The 15645-nt window shown below is 41.1% G+C and carries 15 protein-coding genes; 8 read left to right on the plus strand and 7 right to left on the minus strand.

Going from position 1 to position 15645, the window contains the following annotated elements; genetic code table 11:
- Positions 1–245 precede the first annotated feature (245 nt).
- The 6 genes from kam1_RS10380 (at position 246) to kam1_RS01900 (ending at position 6881) form a co-directional block, all read left to right on the plus strand.
- Positions 246–794, plus strand: coding sequence for a helix-hairpin-helix domain-containing protein (locus kam1_RS10380; protein ID WP_244946119.1), 549 nt, complete (start codon positions 246–248; stop codon positions 792–794).
- 77 nt (positions 795–871) lie between these two features.
- Positions 872–2041, plus strand: coding sequence for a DNA polymerase/3'-5' exonuclease PolX (locus kam1_RS10385; RefSeq protein ID WP_244946120.1), 1170 nt, complete (start codon positions 872–874; stop codon positions 2039–2041).
- A 584-nt stretch (positions 2042–2625) separates the two neighbouring features.
- Entirely contained in the window at positions 2626–3474 is an 849-nt protein-coding gene (gene folP / locus kam1_RS01885) for a dihydropteroate synthase (protein ID WP_235277537.1), read from the plus strand.
- Positions 3471–4214, plus strand: coding sequence for a diadenylate cyclase CdaA (gene cdaA, locus kam1_RS01890; protein WP_039721890.1), 744 nt, complete (start codon positions 3471–3473; stop codon positions 4212–4214). Before folP ends, cdaA begins: the two co-directional genes overlap by 4 nt.
- Before the next feature lie 384 nt (positions 4215–4598).
- Positions 4599–5972, plus strand: a complete 1374-nt coding sequence (gene glmM, locus kam1_RS01895; RefSeq protein ID WP_039721889.1) for a phosphoglucosamine mutase — start codon at positions 4599–4601, stop codon at positions 5970–5972.
- 252 nt (positions 5973–6224) lie between these two features.
- Complete coding sequence (locus kam1_RS01900) at positions 6225–6881, plus strand: outer membrane lipoprotein-sorting protein (protein WP_235277535.1); 657 nt, start codon at positions 6225–6227, stop codon at positions 6879–6881.
- Between the two features lie 79 nt (positions 6882–6960).
- On the opposite strand, the gene pyrE is transcribed toward kam1_RS01900, so the two are convergent.
- The gene (gene pyrE / locus kam1_RS01905) at positions 6961–7539 is read right to left on the minus strand and encodes an orotate phosphoribosyltransferase (RefSeq protein ID WP_039721887.1); all 579 of its coding nucleotides are present in this window, start codon (positions 7537–7539) and stop codon (positions 6961–6963) included.
- Between the two features lie 416 nt (positions 7540–7955).
- Here pyrE and kam1_RS11200 point away from each other — a divergent pair, with 416 nt between their 5' ends.
- Positions 7956–8270 carry a zinc ribbon domain-containing protein gene (locus kam1_RS11200; protein WP_161792030.1) on the plus strand — a complete coding sequence of 105 codons (315 nt, stop codon included), beginning with the start codon at positions 7956–7958 and terminating at the stop codon, positions 8268–8270.
- Positions 8271–8352: 82 nt separating this feature from the next.
- Here the strand turns inward: kam1_RS11200 and kam1_RS01915 are convergent, their stop codons facing one another.
- From kam1_RS01915 to kam1_RS01940, 6 genes are all read right to left on the minus strand, one after another.
- Entirely contained in the window at positions 8353–8871 is a 519-nt protein-coding gene (locus kam1_RS01915; protein WP_235277159.1) for a hypothetical protein, read from the minus strand.
- Positions 8855–9847, minus strand: a complete 993-nt coding sequence (locus tag kam1_RS01920; RefSeq protein WP_143958207.1) for a hypothetical protein — start codon at positions 9845–9847, stop codon at positions 8855–8857. Before kam1_RS01920 ends, kam1_RS01915 begins: the two co-directional genes overlap by 17 nt.
- A 3-nt stretch (positions 9848–9850) precedes the next feature.
- Positions 9851–11470, minus strand: a complete 1620-nt coding sequence (gene murJ, locus kam1_RS01925) for a murein biosynthesis integral membrane protein MurJ (protein ID WP_039721396.1) — start codon at positions 11468–11470, stop codon at positions 9851–9853.
- 19 nt (positions 11471–11489) lie between these two features.
- The gene (waaF, locus tag kam1_RS01930) at positions 11490–12515 is read right to left on the minus strand and encodes a lipopolysaccharide heptosyltransferase II (RefSeq protein WP_143958208.1); all 1026 of its coding nucleotides are present in this window, start codon (positions 12513–12515) and stop codon (positions 11490–11492) included.
- Positions 12490–13752: a tetraacyldisaccharide 4'-kinase gene (gene lpxK / locus kam1_RS01935; protein WP_039721341.1), complete on the minus strand. Its 1263-nt coding sequence runs from the start codon at positions 13750–13752 to the stop codon at positions 12490–12492. The genes waaF and lpxK overlap by 26 nt, the downstream gene beginning before the upstream one ends.
- 109 nt (positions 13753–13861) lie before the next feature.
- Entirely contained in the window at positions 13862–14743 is an 882-nt protein-coding gene (locus kam1_RS01940) for a type 2 periplasmic-binding domain-containing protein (protein ID WP_143958209.1), read from the minus strand.
- 405 nt (positions 14744–15148) lie between these two features.
- Between kam1_RS01940 and kam1_RS01945 the strand changes: the two genes are divergently transcribed.
- Positions 15149–15640, plus strand: a complete 492-nt coding sequence (locus kam1_RS01945; RefSeq protein WP_039721340.1) for a Minf_1886 family protein — start codon at positions 15149–15151, stop codon at positions 15638–15640.
- The last annotated feature ends 5 nt before the right edge of the window (positions 15641–15645 follow it).

The following is a 15645-nucleotide window of genomic DNA, read 5'->3' on the forward strand; positions in this document are numbered from 1 at the left end:
TATAAGATAGTCGACCCTCTTTACTAGGGCAAAAAATAAATCTAATGGGAGAGGACTAGTAAAATATTGAATGGCTTTTTTCTCTGATAGGCATTTTGTAAAACAGTACTTTCTCTGCTTTCTTATGGGAAAAAAACCAATAAAATTAAAAGAGCTATGCCAAAGAAAAAAAAGAAGAAAGCGCTGGGCCTCTAACACCTCCTTCTGGTTCAGTCCAGCAAGGAAGTTCTTTACCAGAAAAAAAGGTGGATAAATCGACTGTTGTTGCCGTTCTAGAAAGCATTGCTACGTTGCTTGAGCTAAAAGGCGAAAATCCCTTTAAATCTAGAGCTTACAGGACAGCTGCCAGAGCAGTGGATTCTTTGACTGAGGAACTAAGCGATCTCATTGCTCAAGGAAGGTTAAGCGAGATAAAAGGCATAGGTGAGAGTATAAAGGAAAAAATCGTCACCCTAATAACTACTGGCCATTTACCGTATTACGAAGAATTAAAAAAGGAGTTTCCTCCCACCCTATTGGAATTGCTCAATGTTCCAGGCTTAGGACCTAAAAGGGCAAAATTTCTTTACGAAGAACTAGGAATAACGGATATCGAGGCTCTTGAAAAAGCTTGCAAAGAACATCGTATTGCAGGCTTACCTGGGTTTGGACCAAAATCTGAGGAAAATATCCTTTTAGGCATCAATCAATACCGCTCTTTTTCTGCATACCATAGATATGGAGATGTAATCGAAACAGTAGAAGCATTGCTTGATTATTTGAAAAAAATCCTTCCATTGTTCATCTCAATATAGCTGGTAGTTTCCGTAGAGGTAAAGAAATCGTCAAAGATTTAGATTTTCTTTGTACTTCCAATGATCCAATCGCAGTGATGGATTATTTTGTCCACTATCCAAAGGTCAGTCGAATTGTCAATCATGGTGAAACCAAATCGTCTGTAATCCTGGAAAAGGGGATCCCTTGCGATTTACGTGTCGTTCCAGATGAGGATTATGCCTATGCGCTCCTTCATTTTACTGGCAGCAAAGAGCATAATGTAGCCTTAAGACAAAGAGCGATTGCGCAAGGCAAAAAACTATCGGAATGGGGGCTTTTTCGAGTACATACTCAGACAGAAAAGGGACTAGAAGATGAATCTGAGGATATGCCAAAAGTTACCCAACCGCTGGAATCAAAGATTATTTGTCGGACTGAAAAAGATATTTATGAATCCTTAGGCCTTTGTTACATACCCCCAGAACTTAGAGAGAATATGGGAGAGATTGAGGCCGCCGAAAAAAATGAGATTCCCAAACTAATTGAACTGAAAGACCTCCGTGGGACTTTTCATTGCCATACAACAGAGAGCGATGGGAGAAGCAGTTTAGAAGAAATGGTGAAAGCGGCAATGGAATTTGGGTTTGAATACCTTGGCATTGCTGATCATTCTAAGTCTTCTTTTCAGGCTAATGGCCTTAGTGAGGAAAGAGTGATTGCACAGCTAGAAAGAATAAAAAAGTTAAACGCACAAACAAAAGGTTTATATATTTTTAGTGGCATTGAGTGCGATATCTTGAAAGAAGGGAAACTTGATTTTCATGATGATTTACTTAAAGAACTCGATTATGTCGTAGCTTCTTTGCATGCTGGATTTTCAAATGATGAAGTGGATAATACCCAAAGATTGATCAAAGCAATGGAAAATCCCTATGTTACGATGTTGGGCCATCCGACAGGGAGACTTCTTTTGGTGAGAAAACCTTACCCCGTCAATATGGAAAAGGTGATCGATTGTGCAGCTCAGACAGGCACTTGGATTGAACTAAATGCCCAGCCGATGAGGCTTGACATGGATTGGAGGCTTTGGAAGGTTGCTAAAGAAAAAGGAGTAAAGTGCGTCATAAACCCTGATGCTCATCACCAAAAAGAGATTGGCTACGTTAAAATAGGGATTAATATTGCCCGTAAAGGTTGGTTGCGGAAAGAAGATGTTGTCAATTGCCTGCCATTAGCGGAAATTACAGCTGCTTTGCAGACAAAGGGAAGAAAAAAAGGGAATTGAAATTTTTGGCAGAGTCTCTTTTAGTTATTCCGCTTTGTAAACTAGCTTTAAGCAGGACCACAATGGCGAAAGGCGATGCAGCCTTTAAGTTGCAAAGTTAGGTTCGGTAAAAATTAGTAATAGATAAAAGCCCTATACACTATCCTCCTTATGCTGCTTTTACTGCCTGTGTACATTTTTCGGCTAACTGTATTAAGACGTTGATTTGTAGAACACGCGCAATATTTTTCTATGCTTTGGCCACATTTGATAGGAAAAAGGGAAAGGCAAGGCCTTGGATGCCTGGCCTTCATTGAATTTTCAAAGCAGCTCTTGTTAATAATATTTGAAAAAGAAAGCAGCTCCGATAGTTTTGTGAACGGAATGAGTCCTTATACAGACTGAAGTGGGAGGTATAACAACTACATTTTTACAAGGGTAGCGGTTTTGACTGGTGTTTGGATAAAATATCTGGGTTACGAATAGGATGGAGAAGTAAAAATTTAAAAGGCTAAGAAAAACAAATAATTAGAATGTGTTTTGGCAGGTTATAACTTAAGAAAAATATTTTTTTCGCCTTATTTTCAGACATGTTAAAAAAAGAAATGCAATGGAATATAGGTAAAAAAAAGATCGTTTTTCCTATGGGGCGTCCTTTAATTATGGGCATAATTAATATTACTCCGGATTCTTTTTCTGATGGTGGTCGGTATTTAAATCCGCAGGTGGCAGCCGACAGAGCATTCTGGATGCAGGACAGTGGGGTTGACCTTATAGATTTAGGAGCCGAATCCACCCGCCCTGGTGCAGAGCCAGTCAGCGAAAAAGAAGAAATGACAAGACTTCTCCCAGTCCTACAAAGATGCAGGGCCAAGCTAACGATTCCCCTTTCCATTGACACATATAAGTCAAAGGTTTGCCAAATGGCAATAGATCATGGAGCGGATATTATTAATGATGTATCTGGGGGAGGATGGGATCCCGAAATTTTGCCAGTTGTTGCAAGGAGTTCTGTGGGTTATATCCTCGTTCATTCCCGCGGTATGCCAAAGACTATGCAAAAGGAGGCACAGTATCATGACATTGTTGAGGAAGTATTCAATGAACTTTCGGTAAAACTCGATCGATGCTTGCAAGCAGGAATAGACAAAGAAAGAATAATTTGCGATGTGGGCTTTGGATTTGCCAAAGATAAGACTCAGAATCTCATCCTGTTGAGACGACTGAGTCGTTTCCATGATTTAGGCAGACCGCTTATGATTGGGGTATCGAGGAAGAGTTTTTTGCAAGCTTTTGCAAAGCGGCATGGGGTGGATGTCGAAATGATGAATATTATTGCCCAAACAGTTGCATTCTGGCAGGGTGTCGAAATCTGGAGAGTGCACGATGTAGCAACGGCCGTGGCAGCAAGGGATTTGCTTGAAAAAATTTGGAAGGCAGATTGCAGCCTATGAAACTCTTTGGATTTCCACTTTCCGGTTTGTTAGAGATTTTGATTATAGCGACAGCTATTTATCAGATTTGGAAATTGTTACAAGGTACTAGAGGTTTTCAGGTATTGACCGGCCTTATTGTTGTGCTGGTAGGATTGACTCTGTTTTCTTCTGTTTTCCATTTGAGGGTATTGACAGAGCTATTGAGACTTTTTTCTCCCTCTTTTTTTGTAGCCCTGGTTGTCCTCTTCCAGCCGGAGCTACGTCAGGTTTTTGCAGAAGTGGGACGTAGAAGTGTCGTCCATATTGGAAGACAACAAAAATCTGAGGTTATTGAACATATTGTCAATGCAGCTGAGATCCTGCAGAGAGAACATATCGGAGCCTTAATAGCTATCGAACAGGACGATGTGTATCTTCCTGCAAGGGATACGGGGACTATTCTTAATGCTCAAGTCAGTGCGGATCTTCTTGTGACTATTTTCTATCCTAGGACGCCTCTACATGACGGAGGGGTAATTATTCGAGGAGATCAGATTGTGGTTGCTGCGGCTATTTTCCCATTGAGTCAAGTTGAACAGATGGAACGGCTTCTAGGATTAAGACACAGGGCTGCTCTTGGATTGAGTGAGCAAACAGACGCAGTTGTTGTAGTCATTTCTGAAGTTACCAGCGTTATTTCAATAGCCTATAAAGGCAAAATGGAAAGGCATTTTGACCCTGATGGTTTGCGAGCGAAACTGACTCAAATACTGATATAACCCTTTCTCGAACCATAGGCACCAATTCAGATGAAAGCGAAGCCTTTTACCCCAGCCGATCACTCTGTGATGCTATTCAAAGAACCAGCTGACCGTTTCCTTGTACATTCCACTTGAATTTTCTTTTTGTTGCATGTTATTGATTTGTAAATTGAAAAATTTTCAATCCGTGAATGCGGAGGAATAAAACTTGATCGGGGAATATTGAGAAAAGACCTCAGAAAGTTGGCAAAGAGCAAATGAATATCTTTTCTCATTGGAAACAAAAACTCTTTTCATTGGTTCTTGCAGTTGCTATATGGATTATTCTAAAAGAATCGATAGAGCCAGGCTCCTTAGATCAGCTTTTAACTACTCTTAAGTTTTTAAAGTAAAACGATTCTCATGCATCCGTCAGTGGATTCTCTTTTTGGAACCGATGGGATACGTGGAAAAGCTAATCTTTATCCCATGACTCCACAGATTGCTTTGGCAGCAGGGGTTGCTGCCGCCAAAGTCCTGACCAGTCATGGTCAATCGAAAAATAGGCATAGGATTGTTGTTGGCAGGGATACTCGTCTTTCCAGTAGGATGCTCGAATATGCTTTTATTTCTGGAGTAGTATCTCAAGGTGTCGATGTGTATGAACTGGGTGTATTGCCTTCTCCAGCTCTAGGTAGTTTTACAAAAGTGTATGAGGCCATTGGCGGGGTTATGGTCAGTGCCTCTCACAATCCCTTTTATGATAACGGACTTAAATTCTTTAGCTTTGATGGAAGTAAACTTGACAGTGAGCTCGAAAAAGAAATCGAAAAGGAGATAAAGCAATTTGATTGGCTAGGGACTGAGGGGCCAACAGGATCTCAATTGGGAAATATCCTTTTGTTAGAGGATGCAACGAGAAATTATCAAAACCTTCTGAAGAGCTTTTTCCCTTCAGAGATGAGTTTGAAAGGGATGAGGATTGCTATTGATACGGCCAATGGGGCCTCCTTTGAGGCAGCTCCCTCTTTATTGGAATCTTATGGGGCTTCTGTGTTTCCTTTCAGCAAAGAACCCAATGGGATTAATATAAATTTTAATTGTGGGAGCATGTTTCCTCAGAACATCCAACAGGCTGTTCTGATGACCGGTGCTGATTTGGGAATAGCCCTTGATGGGGATGGGGATCGGTTAGTCCTATGTGATGAAAAGGGCGAGCTATGTGATGGGGATGACATTTTGGCAATTCTGGCTTTGGATTTTCTAAAGAAAAAGACCTTATCGAAAAACACCGTAGTTGTGACCGTGATGAGTAATTTAGGTCTGGATGAAACCCTGCATGAAGAAGGTATCAGAGTGATACGGACTGCCGTCGGCGATCGAAATGTGGCTGAAGTGCTAAAAAAAGAAGGGCTTTCTCTTGGAGGAGAACAATCGGGTCATATCATTCCTTTTGTTTATTCGAAAACAGCTGATGGACTACTTACGGCCTTAATCATCCTCGAAATAATGTCTTCGACTGGAACCAGTCTTGGCAGGTTGAAAAAGAAGCTAAAACGTTATCCACAAAGATTATGGAATCTTGAGGTTAACCAGAAAAAGCCTCTTGATGAAATTCCTGGACTGAAAAAACTTATGGATGAGGCTCAGGCTTCCTTCAATGGTAAAGGGCGGATTCTTCTTAGGTATTCCGGAACGGAATCGAAAATTAGACTTTTGGTTGAAGCCAAAGATGAAGATCAGGTGAACAAGATTGGGCAAAAACTTTTGACTTTCCTTCGAGAATCACTTAGTTGATACTATCAGGAAATTTCTGAAGTGATATTCCAATTTTTGTTCTTATAGATGATGGAATTGGCTCTAAAAGCTATGTTTTTTTTTCGAAATAAACCTATAATAGGCAGGCGGTTGCTGCTATTTTTTTTCTTATTTTCTATTAGCTTTTCTTCTCTATCTCTGTGGGCCAAGCCTAATCCGGAGAAGCCTTTACCTCCTCTCGAATTCATTCAAGGTCGATTTTGGAGAAATTTCAGACTTAAAGACTATATTTTGAAAGGTTCAATACAAGCCGCCAAGGATACCTATCCAATTACCCTCATTCTCCACGACCGTTCCATGGAATATCGTTTTAAAGGTTTGCCTTTGATGATTTATGTGGAGATAAATCCTGAAGCTAGTGTTGTAGCTTATAGAAACCGATCTAATGAGCCATGGCAGCCTATTACAGGTATGAACCGAACCAAACATATACTCAATACAGACATAAGTTACGAAGATCTGTGTTTGGATTTTATTCGATGGGATAAGATAAAGCCGCTTGGTACTGATTCGATAAAGACTCTCAGTTGTTGGGCTTTTGATGCATACCCAGGAAATGCCCCTACAGCCTATTCCAAAGTAAGATACTGGATCGCCGAAGAGTATTATGCTTTGATACGGGCTGAAGCTTTTAACAGTGCAAATCAACTCATCAAAAGATTAGATATCAACAGCGTACAACGAATTGGAGATGCCTACGTAATTAAAGAAATGCAAATTGCCACGATTGCCCCTGGAAAAACCCTTTCCTCTTCAAAAACTTATATCCAAATCGAAGAAGGCAAGCCGGTCTCACCTAAAGACACTGAAAATCTTGATTCTGATAACTACGAAAAATATTCCCAAGCGGGGGTCGCTACGGGGATGGAATCAATCGAAAAAAAGTAGCCATAGGCTCTCTTTTGAACCTGTTGGAACCTGAACGATTTAACCCCTAATAGAATACTCCTAAAAAATACTCTGGGTCTCAAGGACGGATAGCTTGTGTATTTTTTAAATCTTCCGGTAGCTTTTCGGGAGGAAAGGTATCAATATGCAGTTTAAGCAATGCATAATAAGGAACACCAAAATCGAGACTTTCTGTGCTGCGGTCTACCAAGGAGCTTACGGCGCATACCACCCCTTGCTGTTCCCTAACGAGAGTAAGGATGTCTTTGACAGTGCCACCCGTGGTTATCACATCTTCCACAACCACCACCCGTTCCAATGGTTTGAGCTTGAATCTGCGTAAAGTCATTCCATTAGTAGATTTCTCAGCATAAATATGTCTGAGCCCTAGTTCTTTGGCAATTTCATGGCCAATCAATATGCCACCTATTGCTGCTGATACAATAGTTTGTGGATTGAAGGTGTGTATCCGTTTTGCAAGACAGGATGCATATCTGGCGCACAAAGAAGGATTTTGAAGCAGTAAAGCGCATTGCAGAAATTGTCTAGAGTGCAAACCACTTCTAAGTAAAAAATGTCCTTCAAGCAAAGCACCACTTTTGATGAGATCTTCTAAAAGATTCTGGGCTTGTGGATCAGTATTGTCGATGACAATCATGATAAAAACTTATTAATTTAGGACAACTAAGTCACACAAAATGTACGCCAGCTTTTTAAAAATTTTCTTCCCTCCTAAGGCTGATTTTATAGTGGCGCGACGCGGGATTCGTTCTCTGAAGCGATTGCACAGCAAACAGCTTGGCGAAATCCAGAAAAAGCGTTTGCGCTGTGCAAAGGGTTCGCGGCGTTGGCGCAAGCTTGGGCGGAGAGGCGCGAAGCTCACGTTGCGTTGCAAACGCCCTGTGCGTGTGATCTCCGTCACAAGGGGACACGTCAAGCCATCGACTTCTGCAAAGAGCACGAAATACAGTCGCTTTTCGTAGGCAACCCAGATGGGGTGAGAAAAAACCGAGCTGGTCGTCATCATAACCAGCGCATGAGCCAGTGGGAGTACGGTGCAAGAAAGACCGCATCGTGTGCTTCATCGGGGAGGAGCGTGGTACGTCCAGCCGATGTCCTGTATGCGGCCATCGCCATAAACCGAAAGGACGCAACTGGCGATGGAAAGCGTGTGGATTAAAAGGCCACAGGGATATCGTGGGCGCAGTGAATATGCATGCAATTGCCTATGGTCAGGTGGTGTTGTTTCCAAAACGCATCACGTATCTATGTCTGGGAGCTATCCGGCGTAGTAGTAGCCTAGACACGGGCCGAAGTTGTTTAGCCGAATCGCAAGCGTCAAGCACCACGCCGGAAACGGTGCGGGTTCCCTCCGGGAACTGCCTATAGCTTGTGAGACGTGGCTAGAAGCCCATCCCCTTTATTTAGAGGATTGGGAGTGTTACGAAGAACTTGCAATCAGACTCGGAGATCAATCAATAAGATAACTGCTATGGTTATTCGCCTCTGAACGAGATTCAACGGAGAGTGGAGAAGTTGTATCTTTAAAAGCAGATAGAAAAAAGGCAGCCTGCTTGTGTCGAGGCAAAAGAAAAATCAGAAAAGCTTCCTTCCAAATGCCATCAACAAAGTAAGGGTCTTTGAGAAATTTCCCATCCTTGCCTAATTCTGCAAGAAGCCAAATATAGTTTTGGCCTGATTCAACAAAACCTCCCGTTTGGACAACAGCTAGAGAGATTTTCTCATGGCCATCTTGCTCCACTTGGCAGACAAGAGTTCCCCCGTCATGTAATTGGCACCGTAAATCCCAATACAGTTTATCATCTTGGCTCCAGTTAGTGCCTTTTTCTTGAATGAAAAGACAGAGGGCTTTGCAAAATTCAAGCCATTTTTCTTCTCCCCAGCTTTGAGGAAAAAGTATGTTTTTTGCCCTATAAATGCGCATGGACCAATCTTGGGAAATCCGACGCAGTTCAGTGAACAGACTCATTGCTATGGAGCGAAGATTTAGTTTTTTTAGAATAATTACTGTTTTGTTTCTGTGTTTCTTCAAGCAGAGAAACTCTTTTTAAAAGAGCTTCTTCTTTGTTGATCCGATTCTGTTTTTCTTGTTTTAAGTCAGAAGCTATTTGTTGCAGACTTTGTGTCTGGTTGGTGAGCTTTGATTCTAGGGTTTCTATTTGATTCTTTGTTTTAGAAAGTTCTTTTTCAGTATCGGTAATGTAGGAATGAATCTGATTAAGACTTGTTTCCAGTTCCTCAATATCTTTTTCTTGCTTGCTTACTTCACTAGCCATTCGTTCTATTCGGTTGGTTATTTTCCTATCCACATCTGTGATCAAGCTATCCTGATCGTGTATTTTTTTAAAAATGACCATGCCTCCATAGACAGCAAGAAGAACGACGATGGAAAAGAAGAAAATAAATCCTACAAGGAAAACAGTGAGTATTTTTTGTATAGATTTTTGTTCCTTGCTTTGTTTTTCGATTGTTTTTTTTAAGTGATTTACTGGGGAAGAGGACACAGGATTATTCATAGGCGTCTTTTGTTTGGGAGAAGTAGAATCAGTTGTGTTTTTTCTCTCCTCTTTATTCTCAGAAGAAGAGGAAGCAGGGGATGTGGAAAGGGGAGCTTCTTTTTGTTTTGATGGATTTTCCTCGATTCCATTGGAACCTGAAGGTCGTTGTACGGTTTTCTTTTCTTTTTCTAAATCTGACGTTTGGGGCGCTTGGCTTTCCAATGGTGATGTTGGTTCCTTTAGGTTTTCGAGCTTGCTTTCCAAGAAGTTAAGATCTGTTAGCGGAGAAGTACTTTCCAAGAGAAATGATTGGGACTGATCCTTTTGTTTCGTTCTTTTAGAAACTTGTTTTTTAGGTCTAGCTCTTTTCCGGGAAAGATTTGGTTTTTCTTCAGGCTCAGCCATAGAAAGATGATTTTTTAAAGCAAGGGAGATGATCCCCCCCATCCTTTATGCCTTTTTATACGATCGGGATATTTTTTGAAATAAAAATCGGAGGAAAGTTTTTCCTTCCTCTATTCCCATGCCCACAGTCGAGAAGAAGTAGATGAGGATGGCAAATCCAATGGATACAAGGGTAGAAATTAAAAGAGAAAGAAAGGACTGCCCTAATTTATGTTGCAATTGGAGGGCTACAAAAAGAGCAGAGCCACCACAACATAGAGCGCAAAGACCAATCTTAAAAAGAAAAAGTAACCACTTTTTGAGTCGCCCAAATTCTATATATTTTCCAATTAAATAGAAGAGCTGTAGAAAATTAAGTAGACTAACCAGTGAGGTTGTTAGGGCTAGACCCACATGTCCAAAAGAAAAGAGCTTTACAAGGATAAAGTTTGATACAAGGTTGATGCCAATGCCGATAAGGGTAACGCGAAGGGGGATCTGGGGTTTATTTAAAGCAGAAAAACATGGGTTGATAACCTTTATCCCAGCATAACCAGTAAGGCCTATGGCATAAGCCTTTAAGGCGTAAGCTGTCTGAATCGTGTCGGAGTGAAGAAATCGGCCATGCTGATAGATGAGAGCAATGATTTGATCAGAAAGAAAAATAAGTCCTATGGCCGCAGGAAGAGTTAAAAAAAAGGCAAGCCTCAGGGAAGATTCAAGAGTTTGTCCAAAGGCTTTCCGATCGTTGCGAGCATCCTGCCTTGAGACAGAAGGAAGGGTAACCGTGGCTATGGCTACTCCAAAGATACCAATAGGCAGTTGCATCAATCTAAAGGCGCAGTTGAGCCAGGATCTAGCTCCATTAATTTCCGAAGCGAACATACCATTGATCAGGACGTTAACCTGAATCGCTGCTCCTGCAATCATTGTAGGCCATAGGAGATTCCAGATTTCTAAAAGCTTTGGGTCCTTTGCATTGAGTTCCCAAGAATATTTAAACCCTATTTTGGGGAAAGCAAGAAATTGGATACAAAGCTGTACTAGACCTCCCATGAGCACCCCCAAGGATATGCCATACAGTGAGGGAGGACCAAAATGGGGATGAAGGGGATCTTTTTGAGGATCAAATAGGAAGGCGAAAAGGATACCAAAGAAAATCGATGCCAGATTAAAGGCGCTTGAAGCTGAAGCTGGTAGACCAAAAATATGATAAGCGTTGAGAAGTCCCATCACAAGGGCTGCAAGGGATACAAAAAGAATAAAAGGAAACATGATTCGAGTAAGTTGCACGGTGAGTTCGAATTTGCCAGGGATCTTATGAAAACCAAAGTTGGTGATTTCTACAAGTATAGGAGCTAGCAGAATACCTAGAAAGCTAAGAAAAAGAAGGAAAATAAAAAAAAGGCTAAAAAGTCTATTAGCCAACAAAAATGCCCTTTTATTGCCTTCGAGTTCTACGGTTTTAGAAAATACTGTTGTAAAGGCTGTGGATAGAGCGCCCTCGGCAAAGAGGTCGCGTAAAAGATTGGGAATCTGAAAAGCTGCTAAAAAGGCATCTAAAAGGGCGCCTGCACCAAAAAGGGAAGCGAAAATAAGTTCTCTGGCAAGTCCCAAAATCCTTGAAATAGCCACAGCAACACTGACCAGTCCAAAGGCTTTGCTTGACCTTTTCGGTTCTGTCATTGGTTGGACATCCATGCGATTATTCAGAAGTAAAAGACTTTCTTTGACTAGACAAAAGCTGATCGCAGGCTTCAAAAACTTTTCTGGGCTCAACAGCCTGCATGCACTTAAAGTCTATTGGACACTTTCTAAGAAAACAGGGGCTACAATCGACTTTTTCGTAGATAATACGACAAGGCCCACCGATGGGCGCGGTTTTTTGTGGATCGGTCGAACCAAATATGGCGACAGTCGGTGTTTGAAGGAGAGAGCCTACGTGCATTGCTCCACTGTCGTTGCACAGTAACAGATGAGAGCTGAAAATTCTCTCAAAAAATTCTGCTAAGGTTGTTTTTCCTGAAAGATTTTCGGCTTCTGGGAGCTCTTTTTTAAGTTGTTCGCAAGGGGGCCTGTCCTTTTCTCCCCCAAGAATTTGAATATGACAGCCGTACTTATCCTTCAGTTGACGGCATACCCAAGCAAAATGCGAAGAAAACCATCTTTTTGCTGGGCCATACTCAGCTCCAGGACATACACTGACGATAAGGGGACTGGAAGTTTTCCGCCAGTGATTAGGTAACTGCAGAGGAGGCAGGGAGAGTTCGGCTTTTGCCCCTAGGGCTTGAGAAAAAAACAGATAGGTTTGTGCCTGGTGCCAGGGCTCTTTGCTTTTTGGAATGACGATCCTTTTATCTAAAAAAATAGACTGGTCGGTTCTTCCATATCCTATAACCAATGGGATCCCAGCCAGCTTGCATTCTAGGGCCGTTCTGATGGAACGGGTAAAAAGCACAGCCATCTGGATATCTTTCTTGTTTCTCAACTTTCTTATGTTTTCAAAAATGTTTTTAGAATTGGTCATTTCTAAGATCTCATCGACGAAAGGACAAAGTGTCCATAAGAAGGAAAGCTTCTGAGGAGTTGCAATAAGCAAGGAAGCGGATCCAATGAGATCTTTGAAGCCCTTGATTGCCGGCAGACTCATCACTGCATCTCCAAGCCAGTTTGGAGAGCGAATTAACAGAGAACCGTCCAAGGTATCAAAATCCTTGAGAAGTTTTTTCACATCTTCCAGCAAGAGAAGGACTGCTGAGTTGAAAATTTTCGGCAAGCTGCTTTTTAGAATAAGATATTCGAAATTTGCGTCCAGGAGAAATGAAATCGAATAGGGTCGATTGAAAAGCTTCCTTGCCATTAAGCATTTCAATTTCTACTCTTAGGAAAAAGAAAGGAAGAATAAAGGGATGGCAGGTGGGAATCCGAACGGCATCTTTTTCTGTTGTGATAACTGCTTTGGCATTCCGTGCTTTGCTCCTTTCCATAAAACGGATAATTTCTTGTTCAGTAAACCAATGATGGTCTGCAAAGTACTTTGAATAAACGATTTCAGCTCCCAATTTTTTAAGTCCTTTTTCAAAACTTTCAGGCTGAGCTATCCCCGAAATGGCAGAAACTTTTAAGCCTTTGAGGAACTCAAGCGGCTCTTTTTTTCGGGTTATAATTTGGAAAAGATACTTGGGTTGATGGACGCATTCAATGATGGGCGCATGCCCATTGAATTTTCGGACTTCCGTTTTGAGGGATGAAAGGTCCGACCCGTCACATTTGGTAATGAAGATGAGGTCAGCTCTTTTCAAGTGATCTTTTGGTTCTCTCAGCATGCCTCGGGGCAGAAGATGCCGATTTCCAAAAGGGGCCTCTCTATCGATTAAAACGATATCGAGTCTTTCCTTCAAGGGGAGATATTGGAATCCATCATCCAGAATAAGAATATCCACCTGCATATTTCTGATGGCCCATAAACCACTTTTTACACGATTTTTTCCTGTAATAACAGCAACCCCTTTTAGATTTTTGGCTAGCATATATGGCTCATCCCCTGAATGCTTCGGATCGAGATAAATTTTTTGTCCATCTGAAACTATTCTTGGAACAAACTCTTTGTCTCCTTTGAATGCTGAAATGATCCTTTGCCATAACGGCGGAGGAATGCTTTTGTAGCCTCTGCTTAAGATGGCAACTTTTCTACCAGCTGATGCTAGATCCTTAGCCAGTTTTTCAACGACAGGAGTTTTTCCCGTACCTCCCACTGTTAGATTTCCCACACTGATTACCAGACAGCCCAATTCATGGGATTGAAAAAGTCTTTTCTTATAAAGCCAAACTCGAAGCCTAACAATAGGGTTGTAAAGCCAGGATAGAAAAGAAAGAAACCACCGAAACACGGTGGCTCTTTTCCCATAACGGCGTTCCAGGATGACGTCAACTGCAAATTGTTCTAAATTATCCAACCAACGTGCCATAAGAAAAGACCTTTAGCCCCTTGGAATTCCATCCATTACAACGGGCGGTGCAAAAGAATGCAAGACGATTCTTTTCATGAAATGCTTTCTTTAGGTATCTTGTTTGGAATCAACCGGTTGGTTGTCTTATCTTTTTGTCTGTGTATGCATCGTCCATCCTAAAGAATCGACACTGGTTGAGATAAGCCTCAGGAGGATAGAGGAGAGGGGATTGCCGTTGATATTCAGGAGTCATTGTATAAGTATCCGGTGAAACAGCTCCCAGCCAATTGGTAGCAACAATGGCTGCTTGCTCTTGGGGAGAGCACAAAAAAAGAAGGCTTTCTTTGATCCTTTCAAGGTTAGCCGTACTACGAGGAATCGCCCAGTGAAAAATAGTGATCCATGAATATTCCTTGGGTAGGTAGATGGTCAATATTTTTTCTTTTTCATTAGTTTTAAGGAGCTCTGAAATAGTGTCGATACGAAGATGAAGGGGAGGAGCTGGCTTATTCTGAGTCACCTGCTTCTCACTTAGACTACTGGAAGTTTTCCCTAAGGATGTTTTATCAATGGATTGGATAATTAGCCCTTTTAGTAAGCTATCTTGAGGATAATTTATTGTATAGAGAGGACTGCGTAATTCTGACCAATGAGTTGGATACATTTTAGAGCCAGTTTCTTTTGAGAAGCCTATGCCAAGAAGAGTCCATCCGTATGGCCAACAAAAATGATTTGACGGGTCGTAATAATGGTATAAAAACTTGTGATCGACTCGTGGCAAAAGCTTTTTATCGATGGGTAAAGGGGCTAGTAGCTTTTGTCTTTGGAGGGCATAGACCAAGCGATCCGTGATAGCTACAAGATCAAAATTTTCTTTTTGGATTTCTTCAAAAGCACTTTTCTCATCTGTATAAAAACTTGGAGTCAATTGACTTCCAAAGGCTTTTTGATAATCCAAAAGTGAGGACTCAAGAAGATGCCCTTCTGGAACAAGAAGTTGTAAGTTCATCGGTTAAAGGCTAAAAAAATTACATGCTGGGATTTATAGGATTATTACAAACCAACTTATTATTTTGTTTTGGTGGCAATGAAGAATAGAAGAATAAAAAAAAGAGAACCTATTTAAAATCTTTTTTTCTCTGTTATTTTAAAAAATAGAAGCAATGTTTTTTTTTCTATTTTGAATAAAATTATTTTTTTAAAAAAAATATCCGTTATAAAATACGGTTTAAAATACACATTATAAATTGAACTGGTTTAATTCATGGCTTACCAGAAAAGAACAAGCGTTGGTTCTCTGTGTGATGATTCTTATAATCCTATCGGACATTGGAAGAAGACTGTACCGTTTTTATGTTGTGGCTTCTTCAGTACGTGCAATCGATTTAACCAGTAACCATAAGAGGTGAAGTCTATGCGCAAACGTGATTTTACATCCATAGTTGAGGAAATTGTTGAAAAAGACTCCAGGTACTTAAAAGAAAGCTATTATTTTGTCCGAGAAGGGCTGGAGCATACATTGAAGACAATTGGAAAGCAGAAGCACCAAAAGATTGAGCAGCTAAGCGGTAAGCAGATCCTTGAGGGCTTGAAAGATTATGCTTTAAAAGAATTTGGTCCGATGAGCAAATTGGTTCTCAATGAGTGGGGAGTGAAAAGTTGTAAGGATTTTGGGCAGATGATCAAAAACATGGATCTATATGGATTGTTGGGGAAAACAGAAATGGCAGACCTGAAAGATTTTCAAAAGGGCTACAGCTTTACTACAGCTTTTGTAAAACCGTTTCTCCCGACCAGATCGACGGTAGCCAAAAAAGGAAAAGGAAGAAAAGATAACCAGTCTTCTTCTAAACGTAAAAAGAAAGTAGACGACTCTGGTAAAACTCATAATCATTCGAAAGAATAGGACGG

The organism is Methylacidiphilum kamchatkense Kam1, assembly GCF_007475525.1.
GTDB classification, from domain to species: domain Bacteria; phylum Verrucomicrobiota; class Verrucomicrobiia; order Methylacidiphilales; family Methylacidiphilaceae; genus Methylacidiphilum; species Methylacidiphilum kamchatkense.